General features: G+C 56.2%; 23 protein-coding genes and 1 pseudogene. 7 read left to right on the plus strand and 17 right to left on the minus strand.

What is annotated here, in order from left to right; genetic code table 11:
• The first annotated feature begins 217 nt into the window (after positions 1 to 217).
• Together N5098_RS17700 and N5098_RS12615 are read left to right on the plus strand one after the other, a co-directional pair.
• Positions 218 to 367: a DUF7563 family protein gene (locus tag N5098_RS17700; protein WP_438267331.1), complete on the plus strand. Its 150-nt coding sequence runs from the start codon at positions 218 to 220 to the stop codon at positions 365 to 367.
• Between the two features lie 85 nt (positions 368 to 452).
• Positions 453 to 1,874 carry a phosphoglucomutase/phosphomannomutase family protein gene (locus N5098_RS12615; RefSeq protein ID WP_267638235.1) on the plus strand — a complete coding sequence of 474 codons (1,422 nt, stop codon included), beginning with the start codon at positions 453 to 455 and terminating at the stop codon, positions 1,872 to 1,874.
• A gap of 27 nt (positions 1,875 to 1,901) precedes the next feature.
• On the opposite strand, the gene N5098_RS12620 is transcribed toward N5098_RS12615, so the two are convergent.
• From N5098_RS12620 to N5098_RS12635, 4 genes are all read right to left on the minus strand, one after another.
• Positions 1,902 to 2,297, minus strand: coding sequence for a GNAT family N-acetyltransferase (locus N5098_RS12620; RefSeq protein ID WP_267638236.1), 396 nt, complete (start codon positions 2,295 to 2,297; stop codon positions 1,902 to 1,904).
• An 8-nt stretch (positions 2,298 to 2,305) separates the two neighbouring features.
• Positions 2,306 to 2,509 carry a ubiquitin-like small modifier protein SAMP2 gene (gene samp2 / locus N5098_RS12625; RefSeq protein WP_267638237.1) on the minus strand — a complete coding sequence of 68 codons (204 nt, stop codon included), beginning with the start codon at positions 2,507 to 2,509 and terminating at the stop codon, positions 2,306 to 2,308.
• Between the two features lie 57 nt (positions 2,510 to 2,566).
• Positions 2,567 to 3,415 carry a 3-methyl-2-oxobutanoate hydroxymethyltransferase gene (gene panB, locus N5098_RS12630; protein WP_267638238.1) on the minus strand — a complete coding sequence of 283 codons (849 nt, stop codon included), beginning with the start codon at positions 3,413 to 3,415 and terminating at the stop codon, positions 2,567 to 2,569.
• A 68-nt stretch (positions 3,416 to 3,483) separates the two neighbouring features.
• Entirely contained in the window at positions 3,484 to 3,684 is a 201-nt protein-coding gene (locus tag N5098_RS12635; protein ID WP_267638239.1) for a hypothetical protein, read from the minus strand.
• Positions 3,685 to 3,821: 137 nt separating this feature from the next.
• On the opposite strand from N5098_RS12635, the gene N5098_RS12640 reads away from it, so the two are divergent.
• Together N5098_RS12640 and N5098_RS12645 are read left to right on the plus strand one after the other, a co-directional pair.
• A complete protein-coding gene (locus tag N5098_RS12640; RefSeq protein ID WP_267638240.1) occupies positions 3,822 to 4,490 on the plus strand; it encodes a potassium channel family protein in 669 nt (222 codons plus the stop codon).
• Positions 4,491 to 4,873: 383 nt separating this feature from the next.
• Positions 4,874 to 5,341, plus strand: a pseudogene (locus N5098_RS12645) (DUF7384 family protein); the annotation flags it as partial.
• A gap of 1 nt (position 5,342) precedes the next feature.
• Here N5098_RS12645 and N5098_RS12650 read toward each other — a convergent pair.
• The 5 genes from N5098_RS12650 to N5098_RS12670 all read right to left on the minus strand — a co-directional run bounded on the left by N5098_RS12650 (position 5,343) and on the right by N5098_RS12670 (position 10,901).
• Positions 5,343 to 5,990 (minus strand): non-canonical purine NTP pyrophosphatase, encoded by a 648-nt coding sequence (locus tag N5098_RS12650; protein WP_267638242.1) that lies wholly within the window; start codon positions 5,988 to 5,990, stop codon positions 5,343 to 5,345.
• A gap of 37 nt (positions 5,991 to 6,027) precedes the next feature.
• Complete coding sequence (locus tag N5098_RS12655; protein WP_267638243.1) at positions 6,028 to 6,309, minus strand: DUF5808 domain-containing protein; 282 nt, start codon at positions 6,307 to 6,309, stop codon at positions 6,028 to 6,030.
• A gap of 38 nt (positions 6,310 to 6,347) precedes the next feature.
• A complete protein-coding gene (locus tag N5098_RS12660) occupies positions 6,348 to 8,702 on the minus strand; it encodes a DUF2298 domain-containing protein (protein WP_267638244.1) in 2,355 nt (784 codons plus the stop codon).
• Positions 8,703 to 8,785: 83 nt separating this feature from the next.
• On the minus strand, positions 8,786 to 10,390 hold the full coding sequence (locus tag N5098_RS12665) for a bifunctional N(6)-L-threonylcarbamoyladenine synthase/serine/threonine protein kinase (protein ID WP_267638506.1): 1,605 nt from the start codon (positions 10,388 to 10,390) through the stop codon (positions 8,786 to 8,788).
• An 85-nt stretch (positions 10,391 to 10,475) separates the two neighbouring features.
• Positions 10,476 to 10,901, minus strand: coding sequence for a universal stress protein (locus N5098_RS12670; protein WP_267638245.1), 426 nt, complete (start codon positions 10,899 to 10,901; stop codon positions 10,476 to 10,478).
• Between the two features lie 108 nt (positions 10,902 to 11,009).
• Between N5098_RS12670 and N5098_RS12675 the strand changes: the two genes are divergently transcribed.
• On the plus strand, positions 11,010 to 12,068 hold the full coding sequence (locus N5098_RS12675; RefSeq protein ID WP_267638246.1) for an NAD(P)-dependent glycerol-1-phosphate dehydrogenase: 1,059 nt from the start codon (positions 11,010 to 11,012) through the stop codon (positions 12,066 to 12,068).
• 5 nt (positions 12,069 to 12,073) lie between these two features.
• Here the strand turns inward: N5098_RS12675 and N5098_RS12680 are convergent, their stop codons facing one another.
• Positions 12,074 to 12,550, minus strand: coding sequence for a hypothetical protein (locus N5098_RS12680; protein WP_267638247.1), 477 nt, complete (start codon positions 12,548 to 12,550; stop codon positions 12,074 to 12,076).
• 241 nt (positions 12,551 to 12,791) lie between these two features.
• On the opposite strand from N5098_RS12680, the gene gatE reads away from it, so the two are divergent.
• Entirely contained in the window at positions 12,792 to 14,660 is a 1,869-nt protein-coding gene (gatE, locus tag N5098_RS12685) for a Glu-tRNA(Gln) amidotransferase subunit GatE (RefSeq protein WP_267638248.1), read from the plus strand.
• 4 nt (positions 14,661 to 14,664) lie between these two features.
• On the opposite strand, the gene N5098_RS12690 is transcribed toward gatE, so the two are convergent.
• Positions 14,665 to 15,099: a hypothetical protein gene (locus N5098_RS12690; protein WP_267638249.1), complete on the minus strand. Its 435-nt coding sequence runs from the start codon at positions 15,097 to 15,099 to the stop codon at positions 14,665 to 14,667.
• A gap of 95 nt (positions 15,100 to 15,194) precedes the next feature.
• A complete protein-coding gene (locus N5098_RS12695; RefSeq protein ID WP_267638250.1) occupies positions 15,195 to 15,959 on the minus strand; it encodes an RNA methyltransferase in 765 nt (254 codons plus the stop codon).
• A gap of 289 nt (positions 15,960 to 16,248) precedes the next feature.
• On the opposite strand from N5098_RS12695, the gene N5098_RS12700 reads away from it, so the two are divergent.
• Positions 16,249 to 16,950, plus strand: coding sequence for a 6-hydroxymethylpterin diphosphokinase MptE-like protein (locus tag N5098_RS12700; protein WP_267638251.1), 702 nt, complete (start codon positions 16,249 to 16,251; stop codon positions 16,948 to 16,950).
• Positions 16,951 to 16,959: 9 nt separating this feature from the next.
• Here the strand turns inward: N5098_RS12700 and N5098_RS12705 are convergent, their stop codons facing one another.
• The 5 genes from N5098_RS12705 to N5098_RS12725 form a co-directional block, all read right to left on the minus strand.
• A complete protein-coding gene (locus N5098_RS12705; RefSeq protein ID WP_267638252.1) occupies positions 16,960 to 18,456 on the minus strand; it encodes a class I adenylate-forming enzyme family protein in 1,497 nt (498 codons plus the stop codon).
• 1 nt (position 18,457) lies between these two features.
• The gene (gene menC / locus N5098_RS12710; protein ID WP_267638253.1) at positions 18,458 to 19,480 is read right to left on the minus strand and encodes an o-succinylbenzoate synthase; all 1,023 of its coding nucleotides are present in this window, start codon (positions 19,478 to 19,480) and stop codon (positions 18,458 to 18,460) included.
• Positions 19,480 to 20,418: a 1,4-dihydroxy-2-naphthoate polyprenyltransferase gene (locus N5098_RS12715; protein WP_267638254.1), complete on the minus strand. Its 939-nt coding sequence runs from the start codon at positions 20,416 to 20,418 to the stop codon at positions 19,480 to 19,482. The genes menC and N5098_RS12715 overlap by 1 nt, the downstream gene beginning before the upstream one ends.
• 70 nt (positions 20,419 to 20,488) lie before the next feature.
• Positions 20,489 to 21,694 (minus strand): CaiB/BaiF CoA transferase family protein, encoded by a 1,206-nt coding sequence (locus tag N5098_RS12720; RefSeq protein WP_267638255.1) that lies wholly within the window; start codon positions 21,692 to 21,694, stop codon positions 20,489 to 20,491.
• Positions 21,695 to 21,931: 237 nt separating this feature from the next.
• The gene (locus N5098_RS12725) at positions 21,932 to 23,101 is read right to left on the minus strand and encodes an acyl-CoA dehydrogenase family protein (RefSeq protein WP_267638256.1); all 1,170 of its coding nucleotides are present in this window, start codon (positions 23,099 to 23,101) and stop codon (positions 21,932 to 21,934) included.
• Positions 23,102 to 23,125: the final 24 nt, after the last annotated feature.

The following is a 23,125-nucleotide window of genomic DNA, read 5'->3' on the forward strand; positions in this document are numbered from 1 at the left end:
TCGCATGATTGGGCAGATCTTTTGATTACTGGGACAGACTACTACATTGCGTCTATTTTTGCGAGCGTCGCTGTACTTTTATTAATAACATGGTATCCAAGCCACGTTTTTATGTCAGCGGACTTCCCAGAATATACCAAACTTGTTAGGCACTACCTGTATTTATGGTCCTCTCGTATGGTATATTGCCGGCAGTACGAGGCCGGTTGTTAGACGAATGCCAGAATGTAATCACTGTGGTGCACACGTATCAGACCGCTTCGCTCGCGTTTTCGCCGACGAGCACGGACATATCCGTGCTTGCCCTAGCTGCTCCGCGAATGCGGGTATCGCAGAGGCGGCCAGACGGCGTGCCCACGAAGTGTGACGCATCGACCCCGCGGACCCCTTGGACCTGACTGTTCGCCCCGACCCGAGCAGGGTTTTTAGTACCCCCGGTAAGTGGTACCCATATGGGACGAAACCCAGGGACGCGAGAACCGATAGAGTTTGGAACAGACGGTTGGCGCGCTCCGCTCTCGCTATTTACTACCGACCGTGTCAAAATGGTTGCACAAGCCGTAGCTTCGTACCTCGACAGTCAAGACTGTACGGGACCGGTCGCTATCGGATACGATGCACGCGAGCACTCTCCGAAGTTCGCCGATGAGCTTGGAGAGGTATTGGCTGCAAACGGCCGTGAAGTCGTTATTTCGGACCGAGACTGTCCAACCCCGGCGCTTGCCTGGTCTGTCGAACAGGGAGAGTATGCAGGCGGCCTCGTCATTACGGCCTCACACAACCCGCCGGCATACAACGGCGTCAAATTCGTTCCCGGTACTGGTTCGCCAGCCCTGCCTACCGTGACAGATGAACTCGAACGACGCCTTGCCACTCCGAAAACCAACGAACGAAACAGCAAAATCCGTGAAACAGACTTTTTGACGCCCTACATCGAACACGTTTCGGACTTTCTTCGGTCACAACTTGGCATCACCCCGTCGCTCGACGGGCTGACAATCGCCTACGATGCGATGCACGGAAGCGGTCGTGGTGTCACGAACGAAGTCCTCAGCCGAGCCGGTGCAAGGGTCACCAGTCGCCGTTGCAGCCAAGAGCCTGATTTCGGTGGAACCGCCCCTGAGCCCACAGCAGAAAATGCTACCGCCCTTATCGAAGCTGTCCGAAACGGCAAGGCTGATATTGGCTTTGTCAACGACGGAGATTCCGACCGCGTTGGCATTGTTACGCCCGAACGTGGATTTGTCGACCCGAACCTCGTCCTTGCACTGCTCTATGACTTCTTGCTTGAACACACAGATGGCGATGTGGTCAGAACAGTGTCGACGAGTAGCCTTGTCGACCGTATTGCCGATGCTCACGACCAAGCCGTCCATCAAACCGCTGTTGGTTTCAAGTGGGTTGCTGAAGCAATGGACAGACACGATGCGCTGGCAGGCGGTGAAGAGAGTGGCGGATACGGCATCAGCGCCCACCTGCAGAACAAAGACGGCGTACTGGTTGCCCTTGTTGCCGCAGCCGCACATGTTGAACAGCCCTTAGATACGCGCATCGACGAACTGTTCGAGAAGTACGGTGAAATCCACCAGGGAAGACGGAGCCTCGATTGTCCCAACGAGCAGAAAGCTACAGTACTCGCCAGCCTTACTGAGAGCAACCCCGAGACAATCGCAGAGGTCCCGGTCGAAGATATCACGACAGTTGATGGGATGAAAATAGAGCTCGAGGATGGGACATGGATTCTTGTCCGTCCATCAGGAACAGAACCAAAGCTACGGATTTATGCAGAGGCAAAATCTGAGAGTCGGCTGGATACACTTCTCGATGCTGGAGAGTCATTTGTCGGGTCGAATGCTGAAAACCACCTCTCGTAGCCGAACCTGCAAAGCTAGCGACGCGAGTTACTCGAATACGGTGTCTGTTGTCTCTACGTGTCCGTAAAATCGGTCTTCCTCATCAGTGGGGGTGATACTGAATCCGAGGGATTCCCAGAATGGTCGAACACGGCGATGAAAATCTGCCTGAAGAGTGTCGTGGCGCTGGCTGGCTGCTTCAATGAGTGCGGTCCCGATACCCTGACCCCGTCGTCGCTGACGGACAGCAATAGCGGCGATTTCTGAGCCGTCGAGAACGACGACACCCAAAACAGGCGACATATCACCGTCACGAACAGCGACAAGCACCGAATCCGTCTTGACAGCTGCTGTCAGGGGTATCGAATTGAGCGCCAACAGTCCGCCGTCCAACACGTTTCGGAGGGCGGGAACGTCATCAGTTGTCGCAGTTCTCACGTGCATTGCAACGGTTATCCGCCCTTGATGAGGCGGATGACTCTTACGTGGTCGACAGTGTTGTCAATCGTCTCGTCTTCGGGCACCGGCCGGCCATCAACAAGAATAGAAACCTCGTGTTTACTCACGTCGAACGGCGAGAGCAAGTCGCTGTATTGTCCTGTTTCAGCGTCAACCTCGTGGCTCCCCTCACCGACCAGTTCGACTGTGATTCCCATATCGGTGTGTAGGTGACCCTATCCTGTTGAGCGTGTCGTTGTTCGGCGCCGACAGAGCTACTTGTCGGATGCGGGCTCGTCATCCAGCGGGTCGTACGTGTTTTCTTCTGCCGGGAACTCGCCGTTTTTTACCTCCGCAACGTAGTCACCGACTGCATTGCGGATTTCGCTGTCGAGGTCAGCGTACTGCTTCGAGAGTTTAAATGCCTCGCCGCCAAGCCCGAGCATATCTGTAATAACGAGTACCTGCCCGTCAACATACCGACCGGCACCGATACCGATTGTCGGCACGTCTACTGCATCGGTAACACGTTTGCCGACCTCCTCGGTCACAGTTTCGAGCACGATAGTAAAGACGCCCGCGGATTCGAGACGTTCCGCAGTCTCGACGAGTTCATCGACTGCCGCAGAGCTCGTCTGTCCTCGCCCCTGAATGTATGGCCCCCCTATTTGATGCATCCGCTGTGGTGTAAGACCGATGTGGCCCATCGTCGGGATACCGAGCTCTGTTAATCGGTCAATAATCTCGATTGTCGTCTCGCCATGCGGTGCCGTTTCGAGTTTGACTGCATCAGCACCTGCTTCCTTCATAAATCGTCCGGCGTTTTCGACCGACTCCTCCATGGATGCGCCATAAGAGAGAAACGGCATATCACCAATGACCATAGCATTGTCGACGGCACGGTCGACAGCCGCGGTATTCGACAGCGCTTCCTCCATCGTTAGTGGAAGCGTATCGTCGTGGCCAAGATGATTGTCAGCGGCTGAGTCGCCGACAAGAATCATATCGACGCCCCCCAAATCGACCTGTTCAGCAATCGGCGCATCATACGCCGTCAGCATCGTTAACGCCTCATCGTTCTCGTATGTCTCCCAGATGTCGCGAACAGACATTCTGTCTTGCATACGCGGCCAGTTCGATGGGTGTGATTGTAAAACATCGCATCGGGCGGGCAACGATCCGTCAGAGCTGTTCACTCCCAGAACTGAGCCTCGCCGAAAGCCAGCCTGTAAACAAAGTAGCCGGACCAACAGATGAACAACATAATTATTGTAAACCACACGGACACCTGTAGGAGTTGTGCTGGGTAGATAACGTATGCAGCAACCAGCAACCCGACAACAATCGTGAGTGCCGCCAGATCGATGCGGTCCGGTGCTGGAATATGTGTCATCGACCACAGGTTGTGACGCTGGCGGTTTCAGTCCCCCGATTTGGGCTGACTCGATAGACAATCAAATAAAAAAGTTGGGACGAGGATTCGTTCGTGGCGGCCATAGTGTTTTTATCCCGGCCATCGTACGAGGCTGTATGAGGTTTATCATCGTTGGCTTCGGTCGTGTCGGCATGCGAAATGCTAGGACACTGCAAAGCGAAGGTCACGACGTCGTCGTCGTCGATTACAGCCGGGACCGTATCAAGCGAGCCAAAGAGGAAGGATTTGACGCCATCGAAGGGAGCGGTGGCGACGAATCGGTATTACGGGAGGCAGGTCTCGAAGAGGCCGACGGTCTCGGTGCGTTGACCGGTGATATCAACACCAACTTTTCAGCCTGTGTCATCGGAGATGCCCACGACTGCCGGACAGTGTTACGGGTCAACGAGGACTTCAGCGAACAGCTCTACGAACGGTACACAGACAGCGTCGACGAGGTTATTTACCCTGAGCGTCTCGGCGCAGCAGGCGCGAAAACTGCACTGCTTGGTGGCGACTTCACCGTCATCGCTGACCTGACCGAACGCCTCTCGGTTGCAAGTGTGACAATTCCGGATGAATCGCCGGTCATGGATGACCGAGTTATCGACATCGAACTGCCGGGCGATGCCCGGATTTATGCCCACGGTCGCAAAGATGAATCGATGACGATTCCGCTTCCACAGGTTCGTGTCAAGCCGGGCGATTCGGTCGCAGTCATGGCAGACCCGGACAGGCTAGAAGATGTTCGGTCGACCCTGCGCGGTGAATCGGCATCGGCCTGAACAGGATGTAGCCGTCGTGTGTCGCGTCACGACAAAAAGGGTATTAAGTATTCGGGCGCGCCGTCAGAGGATGGGAGTTGTGGGTGTGGATGTGAGGCCGTCGGTGCGCGCCCATCTCATATCTCTTTCCTGTGGTACATAAACGTCCGTCAGACAGGTGTGTGACGAGCAGACGGCACGTCGGGCAGTTTTTCTACCCACCACTACTGAAACTGAGTATGTCTTGGGGAGCACTGTTCAATCGGGCCACCGAATTTGAGGTGACCGAACCGGCAATTGCCAAAGAGCGGGGCGATGTCACCCGCCGGACGGGAGGCCAGGCCGAAACAGGCGATGCTGAGCGACAGACGACACAGGAGACCGAGAGTCCGACTACCGAGAGCGAACACGGTGAAGGAGTCCGTGTCGTCGCTGATACAGGTGTTCTTGCTGGGGACTTGCTTCTTGGCAACGCCTCGCGTGCGGTACTCGACGAGGTGAGAGGCCACCACTGGGTCGTTCTCGTTGCCAGCGACGAACTCCTTGCGGTGACTCGTGAAATCATTGCTGCGCTGACGACAACAACCCTAGCAGATGACTGGCACGAACAAATCAGGCGAGAGCGTGTTTCTGTCTCACATCCGCCCGGAGACCATCCGGCGCTGGCGTCTGCCTACCGTGGTAACGCCCGGCACCTCGTGACCACTAATGAAGAGCTGACTGCAACCGGGATGAATCTCTCTGTCCAATCTCATATGGAACTGAGTATCCGCCCACCGGACGCGTTTCAGACACTGTTTGAACCAGAATCACTGTATGAGGGTCTGTTCGAGGAGGCATATCCGGGACCCGACCGGGACCCGCGAGCCTGACCTAGCGGTTGGTCTGTGCGTGCCAGTCAGCAAACTTCGCCAGTGCCCGTCCACGGTGAGAAATTGCGTTTTTTTCTTCAGTATCCATCTCGGCAAACGTTGTGCCGTCGTACTCAAAGATAGGGTCGTATCCAAACCCACCGTCGCCACGTGGTGAGACAATTTTCCCGGGAACAACGCCCTCAAACAGTTTCACCGGCACGTCAGCCTCGTCGACTTGTGCATCAGTTGTCGCACTCGCACGCTCGTCAGCAGCGAGGTCCTGTCCACGGCGCTGGTCGTTAACCGGCTCTGGCGTCGCTTCGAACGGCTCGCCGTCGCAGTAGGCGAGGACACCACGGAAGGCTGCACTCTGTGAGGCTTCTCGGCTGACGAGGTCTGCAACCCGCTCGAAACCGACTCGCTCTTGGACGTACGATGAGTAGGGGCCGGGAAAGCCATCGAAAGCATCGATAGTGAGCCCAGAGTCATCGACTACCACTGGCTCATCGAGCCGTCTGTAAGCAGCACGCGCACCGTAGGCAGCAACGGTTCCCAAATCAACTGCCTGCGGTTCAACGTAATCGAACTCAACCTGTTCGACCGGCTCGTCGAGATACTCCCGGGCTTCCTGTACTTTTCCGGGGTTCGTCGTGACGAACGTGACCATATCTTCGGTCAGAGGAGATAATGAAAATAGGCGTCGATTAGTCGACGACAACCTCAACCGGCTCGTTGTCTTCCTCAGTTGCTTCGTCATCGTCGCCGGTGCTGTTGCGTTCCTCTTGGAAAAGAAGCGCTCCAACAACTGCGAGGACAATCCAGGACCGCCAGTTGGCAAGGTTCAATGTGTACCCCACGCCGAACTCTTTTTCGACGAGCATCCCCTCATCAGGCTGCCAGTAGCCAGACAGCAGCCGTTTGAGGCTTGGCTTCTCGAAGTTGTACGGGATTCCAAACAGCTCGCCGGATGTTGGCTGATCTGACATAGTACTGCGTAGTACTGCTGGGATTAAGATGGTTTTCATCACGAAAGGCGCGTATGGTTCACACGGTAGATTGTCACGGCCTCGTTCTTGAACGCAATTGTGATACCGTCGACCGTGTCGAAGTCGTTGATGCGATAGAACGTTTCGCGCTCACTAGTACCTACGTAAATATACTCCACATCATATCGTTTAAGCGTCTTAACGGCGTTGTCGAGCGACCCGACATAGAGCTGTTCAATAGCACCTGCTCGCTCCTCAAAGGCCTCTTCACCGCGATATCCGACCTGATGGTCCCATCCAACAACAGAGACTGCATCTGTCAGCACTGAGGCAGCAGACCGCCAGTTGTAGGTATCTCGTCCCGGTGCCTCGGCGATGGTTGGCTTGCCCTGCTCGTCAAGCCAGTACAGGCCTTCCATCTCCTCTGCCCTGTCCTCGTCGTGGGTTGCCAGCCCGTCAAACGTTCCCTCCGAGGGAGAGAACACATCGTAACCAACGTTGTTGTGGACAGCCAAAATACCGAATGGGAGACTGGTTGCGACGACGCCGACGACCAGTACGAGAGCGAGGAGGGCAGGGCCAACACGACCAAGTGCTACACGCGAGGAGACGCTTTTTTTCTGTGTCTGCATCGTCCTGAACGTCTGTACCTGTTCGATAGCACGTGAAACGAGAACTGCGGCTGCACCCCCAGCAGCAAGTCCGGCAAGTGTCCACCCCTGAACTGCGACTTTGAGTGTTGTATTCCACCGGACACGCTCGAAAGGATATACCTTTGCGTGAACGAGTTCCAGTGAAAGCAACAGTCCGAAACCAGCAACCAATAAGACCCCAATAAAGCCGGCACGTTCTGTTCGAACAAGCCACCATGCGACGAGCAAAAACGCGGTGAGAACAGCTGTCACCGCCCATGTGCTGGGAAGCAAAACACCGAGGCCCACGACAAAAACGCCTGCAACACCGAGATGGCCTCGTGACAGTTCAAAGAGAGACGGAGTTCGAACTGCGAAGTAGCCACCAAAGAGAAGCAAGAGACCAGTGTATAGCGTGAGAAACGGCCCAAGAGCAGTACGCGGGGGGAGAATCCCAATTCCTTCGTTTGTTGGAACATGGCCAAACACGAGAAACGGCGATGCAATCACGATACCGATAACCCCTACCGGGATCGCTAAGATAGCAGCAACGGTAATACGCCACACCTCGGCAGGAACTCGCGTTCGAAGCTGGGTAGATTTCTCATCAGCAAGTGGACTCAGCGAGCCAGCCAGTCGGTCAGGAAGCATGGATGCTGGGTGAGACGGTGCAGCCGCGAGTGCGAGCCAGGCAAGGCCGACTGCAGTTGGAAGCGACCACGTGTTCATGAACCCAAACAGCCCAGCGACGGTACCGAGACCGCCATACAAAACAGCAACACGCCTCCAACGTTCCTCGGCAGGGGTGCAGTAATAACTGTACGCAATCGCAGCCGCGAACACGACGTATCCAGTTGAGAGTGTGTGACCGTGGAGGTCTGATTTGATAAACGAATACAGCGGGAATTCGTACAGTCCACCCTCAACGACGTACCGCTCGTAGAACCACAGCCAGTCACCAACCCCACCCTGTGAACCAATCGCTTCTTGCATCGACATACCACGTTCTTCGATGAGTCCGCGGAAGGCTGGCTCTCCGTAACTGGTCGTGATGTCGTCGGGAAGTCGACCGAATAGTTGGCGAATAAACGTAACAGAACTCCCAGCAAGCGCAACGAAAAACGCCCCGAGAACACCGCCAAGATGGTACGACCGGTCGCGCGAAGCGACAACAGCACCTACCAGTCCGTACGCGCTAACAAAGAGAACTGCATAGAACGTGGTAAGCCCAAGATAGTATCCGTATCGAATTTCAGTCCCGGTCAGCATCGAGAGTGTCGCAACCTGTAGTTGGGTACCGTAGTAGTATCGTAACTCTTCGCCAGCGAACCAGAAATCCGTCGGTGGCAGACTTTCGCTCCCGGCAAGCGTGTTCGTAAGGCCGTAGTGGAGGAACTGCTCGCCACCGGCTGCTGTGATGCCCGTTGTGTGAATGATATACAGCGTAAACAACAAAAATCCAGTAAAGAACACACCACACGACACAGCAACTGCTCGCCAATCGGGAACGTTGCCGAGTCGGTACGCAGCCCCTGAGAAGCTAGTGATGAGAACAACCCCCAGAACGACGGTGTGAAGCCCAAACGTAACCTGCCCGGCGAGTAAAGTGAATGTTGCCAGTAAGACCAGCGTCACAGGAAGCGAAAACGCCGCGCCACGACGAGGTAACGGAGAGAAAACGAGTGCAGAGATCGGTGCGCCGATGAGAGTCAGAAGGGTGAGGATGACTCCCCACCGGAGGATGAGAATGTACTCCATCATCGTTTGGAGGAGAGGGCCAGGGGTAAATATCTTCTTTCTGTCAGCTGATGAGCCGACTCGTTCGATGGAAGAAACAGCCAGTGTTACTGATACCGACCGCGGGCTTCAATCTCACGCAACTGGTCGATGACGGTTTCGTTTCCGACTGTGCTGTACGCCACCTCCGCGGCGTCCATCAGTTTGTCAGCATCATCGTCTGTGCCTGCAAGACTTTGAGAGAGGACGTGAAGGTCCATTGCGTGGTCTTCTGGGTTTTCGGTGTAGTATCCCAGCCCAAAGTCGATGAGGAACACCCACCCTCGATCAGTGTCACACTCTACGCGAACATTCCGTGTCGTCGGGTCGCCGTGGACGAATCCAGCCTCGTGAATCCGTCCGAGGTGGCGGGCGACTGTTTCGACGTGCTCGACCGAAAGCGCTTCGCGAAGGTCAACGTCGCCGACATGCTGAAAGGTGAGCGTCGTTTCCTCAACATCGACATCTAAAACCAGCGGGGTCGGGACGCCAGCGTTGCGCGCTTTACTCGTAAGGCGAGCCTCCTGTCGTGTCCGTTCTTCTCTGAGGCGTTCGTCGAGTACTGGGTGACGGTACTCTCGTGGGTTCCGTTGTTTGATGACTCGCTTATCGTTGATGGTGACGGTTGCCTCAGCTCCCGTGACAGTCTGTTTGTCAACCCCAGAGTTTGTGTCCGGTTGCTTGTTGGCCCCGCGCCACGTCACAGGGACCTGATCCGGCCGGAACTCAGAGTCGATAGCTGACGCGTCGATAGCAACCGTGTCGTCGGCGGCGTACATCTTCGAACCAAGAACAGCAATCATCCCGGCGTTGTCACGCAAGAATCGGTTACCGGGAACAAAAAAGTCGGCCCCACGCTGGGCACACATCGAGGCGAGCATCGACTGGAGGCGTTGGTTTTGCCCGACACCGCCACCGAGGACGAGTTCATCGCTTCCAGTGAGTGAGAGTGCCCGCTCGGACACCTCAGTAAGCATCGCAAAGATGTTTTCCTGAAGCCCATGGCACACATCTTCGACAGGCGTCCCGTTATCGACGGCATCCTTCGCGGCGGACATGATTCCTGAAAACGAGAAATCCATCCCCTTTACGACGTACGGCAGGCCGACGTACTCGCTGTCGGTAGCAGCTTGTTCGACTTTTGGCCCACCGGGATGTGACCAGCCGACGTGGCGCGTGAATTTATCGATAGCGTTGCCGACACCGGTATCCATCGTCTCTCCTAGCACACGGTACCGCCCGGTCCGATAGCCCAGAATGTGGGCGTTTGCACCGCTAGCGTTAAGACAGACTGGCGACGAAAGGCCAGATCGGTGGCGACCGATTTCGAGGTGTGCCACCATGTGATTAACTCCGACAAGCGGAACATCGAGGCGTTGTGCAACTGCGCGAGCGGTAGTGCCTGCAAGACGAAGACAGGGTCCCAGACCCGGCCCGCGGGAGAACGCGACTGCATCAACAGGTCTCCCATCTGATTGTGCTTGTGCCTTTGATAGCACTGATTCGGCGACTTTAGGGAGGTACTCAGCCATGTGTTCGGCGGCTTCTCGGGGGTGGATTCCACCACTTTCGGGCTGATAGGCTTCCGTTTCGATGTGGACCGTGTCAGTTGGCCCGTCGTACAGGGCAGCACTCGCCGCCCATGCCGTCCCTTCGATTCCGAGTACCCGCAGGTCGCGCGCTGTCTCCATTCTCTATCTGTTTCTCTCTCGGGGATTGAAAAGACGACTTCGGTATCGAGACGACCAGTTGCTCGTTTCAGTACGAGCGGACGAGATGAAGGTCGTACGTTTCGTCTGTCGTTATTTTACCGAATGGCGTCCGGTGCTCCGTCTCCTCTGACTCTGTTGTCGCGCCGACGTAGACAGCGCTTGCCTCGACTTCGTGGGCAGCACGCCGGATATGGTCGCCAACGCCGTTCTCTATTGTTGCCCCTGAGTCGAGATAGTTGCGCTCGGCCTCGTCAGTCATTTCGTCGATTTTCCGTTTGAGCTCCGCCCGCGCCGAGTCAATAGCGAAATCTTCCTGTGGCTGTATCCATTTGCGGCGTTCAGCATACTCAGAACCAGTGGGAACAAACGTCACGGCGACAACGTCTTGTTCGAGTGCTTTGCCGTGTTTGACCGCGCGGTCTAGTGCTGCTTCTGAGACGGGCGAGCCGTCGTACGGAACTAGAAAGACCATGGACGCATCTATGATACCGCAGGCATATCAATCTATCCGGGCGAGACCGATATATCAGTACGCGACAGGACCCTGAGTACTTAACTGGGTAGGCCGGAAACGGCCACTATGTTCGAGAAGTCGACGTGGATTCGGTTGCCTCGCAACGTAGTCGTGGGGCACGGTGTCCTCGACCAGACGGGTGAGGCAATCTCCGAGTTACATCTCAGCGGCGCGCCACTCGTCGTCACAAGTCCAACCCCAAGAGAAGTCGCAGGAGAGCGTGTCAAGGCTGAACTGGGTTCACTCGGTGAAACACCGGAGATGGTCGTCGTCGAGCAGGCGAGCTTCGACGAGATTGAGCGCGTCATCGATGTCGCACGCGACCTCGAACCGGGATATCTGGTCGGAGTCGGTGGCGGCAAAGCAATCGATATTGCAAAAATGGCTGCGGCAGACCGAAATCTTGGGTTTATTTCTGTACCGACCGCCGCGAGTCACGACGGCATTGTCTCTGGTCGCGGGTCGGTCCCTGACGGTGGAACGCGTCACAGCGTCGCTGCGGACCCACCACTTGCTGTCGTTGCAGATACAGAAGTCCTCGCTGAAGCACCGTGGCGACTTACCACCGCAGGCTGTGCAGATATTATCTCGAACTACACCGCAGTGCGAGACTGGAAGTTGGCAAACCGACTGCAAAACGCCCAGTATTCAGAGTATGCGGGGGCGCTCTCACAGATGACCGCCGAAATGCTCGTCGAAAACGCAGACTCACTCAAACGAGGCCTCGAAGAATCAGCGTGGGTCGTCGTCAAGGCGCTTGTCTCTTCAGGTGTCGCGATGAGTATTGCCGACTCCTCGCGGCCAGCGAGCGGGGCAGAACATCTATTTTCCCACCAACTGGACAGATTGGCGCCGGGCGATGCCCTCCATGGTCATCAGGTCGGGGTCGGGTCAGTCTTGACAGCGTATCTGCAAGATGGTGAACGTGGTGACTGGCGAAACGTCAGGGATGCACTCGCAACTATCGGGGCACCGACGACCGCCGACGAGCTGGGAATTGACGACGAAACCGTCCTCGAAGCTCTGACTACGGCGCATGAAATCCGGGATCGATATACGATACTTGGTGACGGTATCAACCAAGATGCGGCTCATGAGGCCGCAACTGTCACCGGCGTTCTCTAACTTAGTTAGGGTGCCACTACGTCTGGAATCTTCGCCGTCGTGTGCCAGACAGCCTCAGCAGCTGGTGTCTCTGATTCGGGGGTGCCCACGAAGATAACTGCCAGCCGGTACACTGCTTTCTCGTCAGGTTCGGCACCGTGGACTCCAAGAATCGTTGCTTGTTCGATATGCTCTATCTGACAGGAGATACCAGTCGCCGCCTCGACGCTTTTTACCGCACTATATTCGAACGTTTCGTCGCTCGTTCTCGCGGACGGCAACGCCAACTCAGTACCATCTTTGATATGCAATATCTCAGACTGGTCGTTTTCGATTTTTGTATAGAGGTCGACACAGCCAACATCGGCGCGCTCGCGCTCTCTCTGGTATTCAGTAGACGTAACCGACACTGTCGTCTGATTGATTGGAAAGGAGCCATATGACTCTTCGAGAGCAGACAGATACGCCTCGACGGTATCTTGGGACTGCTCTTCCACTCCCATACCCGATTGTTTAGTCACCGAACAATAAAGCCAAGGGGAGACTCTCAAAATCGAAAAGACGGTCCAAAAGATGCCACACACAGCCCGTATTTAGTAATTATCAATAGCCCCAACTTAATGTGTATCGCTCCCATGACAGGGCGTGTCCCGACAGAACCATTGCAGATAAGCAACTGGCCCGACAACGGAGTTCGCTGTCCGATAGTACGTTTTTTGACTGTTGGTGTCCCAAAGGCACACAATGAGTGAACTCGATTACGAAAAACTGGGTCTAGTTGCGGGGTTGGAAATCCACCAGCAGCTTGACACTGAGACGAAGTTGTTTTGTTCCTGTCCAACAGCGCTACGGGAGCCTGAAGCATCTACTCACCGGTTTACCAGGTATCTGCATCCGACAAAAAGCGAGCTTGGCGAAATCGACGAGGCGGCGTTAGAAGAGAGTCGCGTCGACCGCGAGTTTGAGTACCTCTCTTATGACTCGACTTGTCTGGTCGAGGAAGATGACGAGCCACCGTCTCGAGTCGACAGCGAAGCGCTTGCAACGACGCTTGAGATTGCACAGCTTCTGGACATGAGCGTTATCGACCAAATTCACGTCATGCGAAAAATCGTTGTCGATGGCTCGAACACCTCCGGTTTCCAGCGCACGATGCAGGTCGCCGTCGACGGCGAAATTGAGACAAGCGACGGCCCGGTCGGTATCGAGGACCTCATGCTCGAAGAAGAAAGCGCACAGCGTATCGAGGAGACCGACGCCGGTGTCAGGTACAGCCTCGACCGTCTTGGCATCCCGCTCGTCGAAATCGGGACGAAGCCAGACATCAGAACGCCCGCACAGGCCAGAGAAGCCGCCGAGAAAATCGGGATGTACCTGCGCTCGACCGGACAGGTCAAACGCGGCCTCGGAACCATCCGACAGGATGTAAACGTCTCCATTGCCGATGGAGCGCGAGTCGAAATTAAAGGTGTCCAGAGTCTCGATGATATCGACGATATCGTCCGCAACGAGGCCCGCAGACAGGTCGAACTCCTCGATATTGCAGAAACACTTCAGGCCAATGGCGCACACGTTGGTGAGCCACAAGACGTATCAGCAGTGCTCGAAGGGACCGATAGTAGCGTCATCAAACGTGCACTGTCAGGTGATGGTACGGTGATGGCAGTTCCTCTCTTCGAGTTCGATGGGTTCGTCGGCAGAGAGCTACTTCCCGACAGACGGCTCGGCACCGAGTTCGCTGACCACGCCAAACGTCACGGCGCAGGTGGGATTTTCCACACTGACGAGCTTCCTGCTTACGGCATTACTGAACAAGAAGTCGAAGCACTCGCTGCTGCGGTTGGGGCCGGTCCCGACGACGCAGTCGCGCTGGTTGCAGACGACGAGGAGACTGCGTCGCTGGCAATTGATGCTGTGACCAAGCGGGCAGAAGTCGCTATTGAGAGAGTACCAGAGGAGACCCGAGACGCGGACGAAGACGGGATGACGCGGTACCTGCGACCACTACCCGGAGCGGCACGGATGTACCCCGAGACCGACGTGCCACCGGTTGACCCGGACCCCGCGGAAATTGAGACACCGGAACTCCTCACTGAGAAGGTTACCCGGTATCATGAGGCGTTCGGTCTCGACGAAACGCTTGCCGAACAGGTCGCGTACGGTCGACGGATGGCTCAATTCGAGCGGGCCGTCGAAATGGGTGTCGACCCGACACTCGCAGCAGGGACACTTGAATCGACAGTGACGGAGCTCCGACGTGATGATGTGCCCGTCTCAAAGTTGACTGACCGGCACTTTGACGAGTTGTTCGAAGTACTGGCTGACGGTGAACTCGCCAAGGAAGGGGTCCCGGAACTGCTCACTGCTCTCGCAGAGAACCCAGACCTCTCAGCGGAGGAGGCCGCCGAGCAAGAGGAACTGGGCAGTGCCGGGGAAGACGAGGTCCGCAAGGCTGTTGTCGAAGTCGTTGAACGACACACAGACCAAATCGAGGCCGAAGGAATGGGCGCGTTCTCGGCGCTTATGGGTGAATGTATGGGGGCACTGCGCGGAAAAGCAGACGGTGATGTTGTCAGCGACGTGCTCCGCGAAGAGATTCAGAAACGAGCCTGAAAGGTTACTCCCAGGCGATTCGTTTGCTGGTGTATCCCCCTATCAGCGCTGCGAGAGGCGCACCGAACACCGTAAAGGTGAATCCGTGAATCAGCGACGAAAACGAAACAGACAGTCCATGGGCGAGTAGGCCAACACCTGCCCACACGACAATACCGAGCGAGAGACCAGCAGATGCTGCGACCGCTCCCTCCAGAAAGGGGTGATACTGTTTCTTGTCGATTCGGCCGACAGTAATGCCGGCGGGGAAGCCGCCAACGAGTGGACCGCCCACCGCGGCAACTGTGGTTGGCCAGACAAGCTTCGATGCCTCCTGTGGATCGAGGTCGTCACCACTAACCCAGATATCAGTGAGCGGGTCAATCATAAAAAGCGCTGTGACGATTACTGCACCTACGAGAGCACCTTTGAGTGCTGAGTGTAGAGAAAACCGGCCCATATACTCTGGATATAAGCAAAGATAATTAAATCGTATGGAAAAAGAAATCCGGGTACGGACGTGTAGTCATTCAAATCTCTTGGCACATGCCACGCTCACTTATCTGTCTCGCCTGTCCGCTCAGACTGGGCACTGCGTTGGGTTCCCTCGCGAAGTAGACCTTGTAACGTTCGTGTTTCCCTAGGTGTCGGGTGTGCCCGGCCGAGGAGGCGACGAAACATCCGGGCAGCTTTATTCCGTTTTGGTTTCGGGTGGTCGACAGCAACGAGATACGATTCAAACTGGTCATGTAGCCGTTCGAGTTCTGACTCCGCGACGCGTTCATGGAGTTTGTCAGGGTGCTGTGTGCTCTGGACAGTAAGCGAACGGAGTTCGTAACAGATTACCGTAGCTGCCTGCCCAAGATTGAGAGATGGATACTCCTCGCTGGCTGGGATAGAACACAGCGCATCGATTCGAGCGAGTTCGTCGTTTACCAGTCCGACACGTTCACGGCCAAAGACGATGGCAATATCGGAGTCTACTCCCGAGAGGTGGTCGGGCAACTCGTCAGGAGTCATCGCAGGGTATCGGACGTGGCTTTGGGGGTCTTCGTTCGTGGTGGCCGTACAGCCGATTGTGTAATAGTTCTCGACCAACGAATCGAATGTAATTTCGGTTGCGTTAGGAAGAATATCCTCGCGAGCACGTCCAGCGAACCCGTACGCTTCACCGTCGGGGTCCAGTGATGGCGGGTCAACTAATACAAGCTCCGACAGGCCAAAGTTCTTCATCGCACGGGCGATTGTGCCGACGTTTCCCGGCGTCTCCGCGTCCACGACGGCCACCGTAATCTCGCCCGGAATCGGTTGTTCGGTCATTACACGTACCTCGGTCACCAGTGAGTAAAAACGCCCTGATACACCGACTTTCTCGTCGTGAACTGCCGATATCAATGGTGCACGATAACAATAAACGTGGTAACGGAATTCGGTAAGAAAACTTATACCGGAAGAGCATAAAACGACGGATGACGGCCGAAAGGGCACATGGGCAGGGGTGTCTTGTGCCACTTCGGCTCAACCCGGTTTATATTGAGAAAAAACTACCAGCGACAGATACATCACCACTGGGAAAGGAGATGGGGTATTCAATGGGTGTTGCTAACGGATGAACTTCGAGACGTGGGAACCGGTCTACGACCGCGTCCTTGAGGCATTCGGATACGGACCGAACGGTGACAAAAAGGCTCGCGATAGGCTGGCAGACCTCTATTTAGAGACAGGCAACTCCGTCGAAGAGACGCTCTCAACGCTGGAGTTTGCAGGCGAGACGGTGGCGGTCACAGGGGGTGCCGAGTCTCTCAAAGATGATCTCGACATGGTCGAACAAGCAAGTTCCGTAGTCGCAGCATCTGCCGCCGCTCGCTCCCTGAGAGAGGAAGGGTTTGCTGTCGATTGCATGGTCACTGACCTCGATGGCGCTCCGGAAACAGCAAAAACGTTGACGTCGAACGGCGTTCCAGTCGCAGTCCATGCTCACGGCGATAATATCCCGGCACTAGAAGCACATTTCCCTGATTTTGACTCAACAGCGGTCATCCCGACAACGCAGGCCCGGCCAACAGAAACAGTTCGCAACTTTGGCGGGTTCACAGACGGTGACCGCGCGGCCTTCCTCGCTGACCAGTTGGGAGCGACGGAGGTTGTCTTTCCCGGCTGGGAGTTTGATGATAAAACGGTTCGTCCAGAGAAGCGCCAGAAGCTGGCGTGGGCAGCCCGGTTACTTCACTGGCTCGAACACCGCCGGGATGAGCGCTTTACCGTGCTAGACGGGCGACGCGACGACATTGATATATCACCGTTCGGGTGAACAAAGGCGTTATTCGAGTTGTCGTCGGACCGCTTCCCTGTCGACGGTCCCTGAAGCAGTTCGGGGTACCCTCTCTTCGAACTGAATCAGTTTTGGCACCTTGTAAGGTGCAAGGTTGTCCCGACACCGCTCGCGAAGGCGCTGCTCGGTTGTGTCAGTTCCCTCAGCAGGAACGACAATTGCTGAAACACGTTCCCCCCACTTTTCGTCTGGCACCCCGACAACCGCTGCATCTGCAACCGTCTCCAATGAGAGGAGTACATCGACGACCCCAGCAGGGGAGACGAGTTCCCCTCCGGTGTTGATTACATCGTCTACGCGCCCATTGACCCACAGTCGGCCAGCTTCGTCTTGATATCCTAGGTCGCCGGTATGGAACCCATACTCGCTGAACCGGCTCTCAGTTGCAGCCTCGTCGAGATATCCTGGCGTGACGGTCGGCCCATCGACAACAATTTCTCCTTCAACACCCGGCGCTGCAGGTGTTCTGTCGTTCAAAATAGTCACTGTAGTCCCGACCAACGGTTGGCCGACCGTACCCGGATACCGCTCTTGTTGTGCCGGCCGAGCAACTGAAATGCCAGACGCAGTTTCTGTCATCCCATAGGTGGTGTAGACCGGAACCTCGGCCTCGTTTGCCCGGGTGAGCAGTTCCTCTGTTGTGGGTGCACCGCCCAACAGAACAGTATCGAGCGACGTACTGGGTCGCCAGCCATGTTCAAGCAGTCGCTTGAGCTGGGTTGGAACAAGCGATACCTGTGTTATCTGACGGTCATTGAGGACTGTTGCAGTCGCTGACGGGTCGAACTCCGGTTGCAGGACCAACGTAGTGCCATAGCAGACGGTCCGTACCGCCGGAGCAAGCCCACCCATGTGAGAGACAGGGAGACAGCACAGCCAGCGGTCCCGAGCGTCAAGACCAAAACGGAACGCGGAGGCTGTCGCGCTTGCGACGAGATTGCCCAGCGTGAGACGGACAGCCTTTGGACGACCAGTCGTCCCGGATGTGAACAGAATAAGTGCTGTTTCGTCTCGTTCCCACTGCGCTGGGCGCTGGTCAACCGTGGCAGCGGGGGTGTGTTGTATGAGCGAATCGGCTGTCACTGTCGGACAATCGATAGCGTCCGGAACCGTCTGACTCCCAGCGCCCACGACAAGCATGTCTACCCCCGCAATTGCCGCGTGGGTTTCAGTCTCATCCGCCGTTAATGTTTGCTGTATCCCGACCGCAGTCCAGCCAACCTCCCACAGCGCGTACAGTGTCGTGACAAACGGGATTCCGGGCTGGAAGAGATAGCCAACACGGAGCTGGTCACCCACAAGCCCATGCTCCTGGGCGAACTGCCACAATCCGTCTGCGACGTGACTAACTTGCTTTGCGAGGTCGGCATAGGTCAGACACTCCGTATCTTGTGGCGCAATCACTGCAGCCCTATTCGGTGTGGCTGCACAGCGGTCGAAAAGTGGACTTCGAGCCGGCCATTTATCTGGCGTGTATCGGGACACGTTACAACCGCTCCGGAAGGCCAATTCCTGCATCCTGTGGCACCGAAATTTCGCCATCAATGATTGGCGCAGGGTCCGAAGCAAGGTCGGTTTCGAGCAATGCCCCTGTTGCAAGACCACACGGCCTGACATCAGGAATCCGTGCCGCAACGTGTACTGCCCCTGTCCGCGCAACAACCGCGTCAATTGTGTTCGAAATGACCGGGTCGATACCTGCCTCCTGTGCCCGCAACGCGGCTGCGACTGCTCTGTCAGGCCCACCAAGCACCATCGGCTTTATGATGACGACATCAGCAGCGTCGGACTCGATAACGTCCTCGATATCATGAGAAACAAGCGATTCGTCGAGCGCGATATCGACAGACCCTCGTAACTCAGCGTGGGCACTCAAATCGGCGGTCGACAGTGGTTGTTCGACGTATTCCACATCCAAGACAGCAAGTGAGTCAATCGCCTGTCGTGCTTCAACGGGCGTCCATGCACCGTTTGCGTCAACACGAATAGCAATCTCGTCACCTACCGCATCACGGATAGCACGTACCCGCTCAATGTCTTCCTCGATACCGTTGGTCCCGACCTTGAGTTTGAGCGTCTGGAACCCTGTCTTGACGGCTTCGCGTGCCCGGTGTGCCACCGCACTAGGCGTTCCATCACCGGACAGTGTCGCGTTGACTGGCACGCTCTCGACGAGGTCATCACGACCCAGCGAGCGGTAGAGTGGTTCATCGCTTGCTCTTGCACGTGCTTCTGCAAAGGCCAGCGAGAGGCCGTGACGAGCAGCCGGCGTGTCGAGTTTTGCGAGGGCAACGCCCCAGTCTAGTTCTGTCGCGATATTCGCGCCACGGTTGAGTGCCTCCCGACACTCTTCGTAGGATTCAGTCCAGCCTGGAAGCGGCGTCGCTTCCCCAACCCCATGGCGACCGTTGTACCCGACAGTTACGAGGAACCCGTTACGTTGCTGAATAGTTCCTCTCGCTGTCCCGAGTGGGTCCGCCAACTCGACAGAGAACGGCTCGACATCCATCAGAGGGTCACCCCACTTGTGGCCAGTCCAGTTGTGAACAAGAGGGCATACATCGCAAATAGCTGCCCTGTCCGTTCGAGCGCGGGGTTGAGTGCCTCACCGTCAGTCTGGGTACAGACAGTACGGGCAACTCGGACTGCAAGTGGGAGTGAGATACCAGTGAGGAGGACTGCTGGTGTGTATCCGAAACCACGCCAAAGGAGTACCGGAACAGCGTAAGCAGCCCCGACCAGCCCCAGATATTCGACGCGTGACCAGCGGTAGCCAACGAGCACTGCAAGCGTCTGTTTCCCTGTTTTTTGATCCGTTTCTCGGTCACGAATGTTGTTGACGACGAGAATCGTCGTCGCAAGTCCACCAGCGGCGATACCCACGAGAACAGCACTCGCAGTGACAGTCTCAGCGGGCACCCAGAGCGGAAGTGGTCCGGCATCAAGTGCAACGATTGCCTGAACGTAGTAGGTCCCGGAGACAGCAATGAGACCAAAGTAGACGAACACAAAGAGATCACCCAGCCCGTAATAGCCGTAGGGGTATGGACCGCCAGTGTAGAGAATCCCGGAGATAATGCTGGAGAGCCCGACGATAACGATAGGTAGCCCGCCGACGTATACGAGTGAGACACCGACAACAAGTGCGAGGGCATAGGTCCCAGCCATGGCTTGCCTAACGCGTCTGGGGTCGATAAGCCCGCCAGCAGTAACGCGTGTAAACCCCTCTCTATCTGCAGTGTCGGCACCATTGATGGCGTCGTAGTAGTCGTTGGCAAAATTGGTTCCAATCTGGATGAGGAGTGCGCCAACGAGGGCCGCAAACGCAGGCCAGGGTGCAAACACCCCATCGGCGACTGCAAGCCCAATTCCCATGAGGACGGGTGCTGCACCGGCCGGGAGGGTCTGGGGGCGCATCGCTGTGAGCCAGGCTTCCCGCCGGGACATTTCAGCGGTCGCTGTCATTGGTTATATATCCGTGCGCGAGCCTCAAAGCCACTACGGTTATCGGTGGTCTCTATACGATATCGTTCTCGTGGAACTGTGCGATATCGGCTTCAGAATAGCCAAACTCATCGAGGATCTCGTCAGTCTGTTCGCCGAGTAGGGGTGGATGTTTGTCAAACGCGGTCGACATCCCATCGAAGTTCATCGGCGTTCCGGGCATCTCGACCTCACCTGTCGCCGGATGCTCGATAGCTCGCCGCATGTTCCGTGCCTCGACTTGCTGGTGTGAGAAGACATCTGCCATATCGTTGACTGGCGTGGCTGGCACGTCGTGTTCCTGGAGTAGCGTGACAGCATCATCAGTTGTATACTCCGCAATCTCGTCGCTGAGCAGTGCTTCTAGCTCCTCGCGGTTGTTGACACGCTGTTCGTTGGTCGCGAATCGCTCGTCTTCAATGAGGTCCTGACGGTCAAGTGCAGCACAAAAGCGTGGCCAGATGTGCTCCGAGGCACACGCGACGACTACCCAATCATCTTTGGTCCGGAACGCCTGATACGGTGCAATTGTTGGGTGGCGACTACCCATCCGCTCGGGCGGCTCGTCCGTGGCGAAGTAGTATGAGGCCATGTAGGTTTGCCAAGCGACCATTGTATCGAAGAGGCTGACTTCGATTCTGTCGCCACCAGCATCGGCAAACTCACGACGGAAGAGGCTAGCGAGAATCGCCTGCGTAGCGTACATCCCCGCACCAATATCAGCGATAGCGACGCCGACACGGACCGGTTCAGAATCGGGTTCTCCTGTTATCGACATCATGCCGCCCTCAGCTTGCATGATGAGGTCGTAGGCTGGGCGGTGTTTGTCTGGTCCGCTTTCGCCATAGCCGCTAATCTTGCAGTAGACCAGTTCAGGGTTTTCCTCACGGAGATCGTCGTATCCAAGCCCCCATTCTTCCATCTTGCCAACCCGGAAGTTTTCAACCAGTACGTCCGCATCGCTGGCAATATCGCGGAAGATTTGACGACCCTCCTCACTGGCGAGATTGAGCGTTACCGAACGTTTGTTTCGGTTGATGCTAAGATAGTAGGCAGATGCCTCGGAGTCTTCGTACGTTGGTGGCGTCCAACCCCGTGTCTGGTCACCGGTTCCTGGCCGTTCTACCTTGATGACATCGGCCCCGAGGTCTCCCAACTGCATCGTACAGAACGGTCCCGAGAGAACGCGCGAGGCGTCAAGAACCGTAATTCCCTCAAGTGGTTCCTCGTTTGTCTGCATTATCTCTCCTTGCGTCCGACAGTCTCTTGAAAGGCGTGGATTCGAGACCGTGTAATCCCGGCTGCATCCTGCAGTCTGTGAGCATCCGTTATTGCTGTGTGACAGCGAATACAAGTTCGAGACAGACGAAAGTCCAAACACAGGCGCTTTTATCCCTTCCGAGACTGCAGCGGCCGGTGTTTGACATCGTTAGTATCGCATCTGTGAAACTTGCTGCAAAAACGGAACAGCGGGTAGCTAGTCAGGGTTGTACGCGGGGATGCCTGTCAGGTCTTCACCAATAATCAACGTGTGGATGTCGTGGGTGCCCTCGTAGGTGTAGACAGTCTCCATGTTGACCATGTGACGCATTGGCGAGTAATCGAGTGTAATACCGTTTCCGCCGAGCATCTCACGGGCGATGCGGGATTGGTTGCGCGCCATTCGGACGTTGTTGCGTTTGGCCATCGAGACGTGCTGTGGGCGCATCTCGCCGCTTTCTTTGAGTTCTGCGAGCCGGTAGGCGAGCAGTTGCCCAAGGGTAATCTGGGTGGCCATCTCGGCGAGTTTGTCTTGTTGCATCTGGAACCGGGCAATTGGACCGCCAAACTGGTCTCGGTCGGTCGTGTACTCACGTGCTGTTTCGAAACTGTCCCGTGCGGCACCAATGGCACCCCAAGCGATACCGTATCGGGCCTGTGTGAGACAGGCGAGTGGTCCTTTCATGCCCTCCACATTCGGGAGGATATTCTCTTCGGGCACCCAGACGTTGTTGAGGCCAATCTCGCCGGTGATTGAGGCCCGAAGCGAAATCTTTTCGTCGATTTTGTTGGTGGTGACGCCGTCACGGTCCGTCTCAACGAGGAAGCCACGCACTGGCGTGTCCGGGTCCGAGGTATCTCGTGCCCAGACGACTGCAACGTCCGAGATTGGGGAGTTTGTAATCCACGTTTTCGACCCGTTGAGAACATAGCCGTCCTCGTCGGCTTCGGCGCGGGTCTCCATGGCAGACGGGTTTGACCCGTGTTCGGGTTCTGTGAGACCGAAACAGCCAACAGCTTCGCCGCTGCCCAGTTTCGGCAGCCACTCATCTTTCTGTGCGTCAGATCCGAAGGCGTGAATTGGGTACATCACAAGTGCCCCCTGAACACTTGCCATCGACCGAAGTCCGGAATCACACGCTTCGAGTTCTTGCATGAGGAGTCCATACGCTGTCTCGCTCACATTCGGAAGGTCGTACCCATCGAGATTTGGTGCATAGAACCCCATTTCTCCCATCTCGGTGATGATATCTTTTGGGAAGGTCCCCTCTTCGTAATGTTCCGCAATATCCGGGCGGACACGCTCGTCGACGAATTTGCGAGCCTCGTCCCGAATCAGGCGCTCTTCCTGGGATAGTTTCGATTCCAGGTCGAAGTAATCGAGCATAATATGACGATTTGACCGGTCACT

This window comes from Halovenus rubra (assembly GCF_026586665.1).
Classification (GTDB): Archaea; Halobacteriota; Halobacteria; order Halobacteriales; family Haloarculaceae; genus Halovenus; species Halovenus rubra.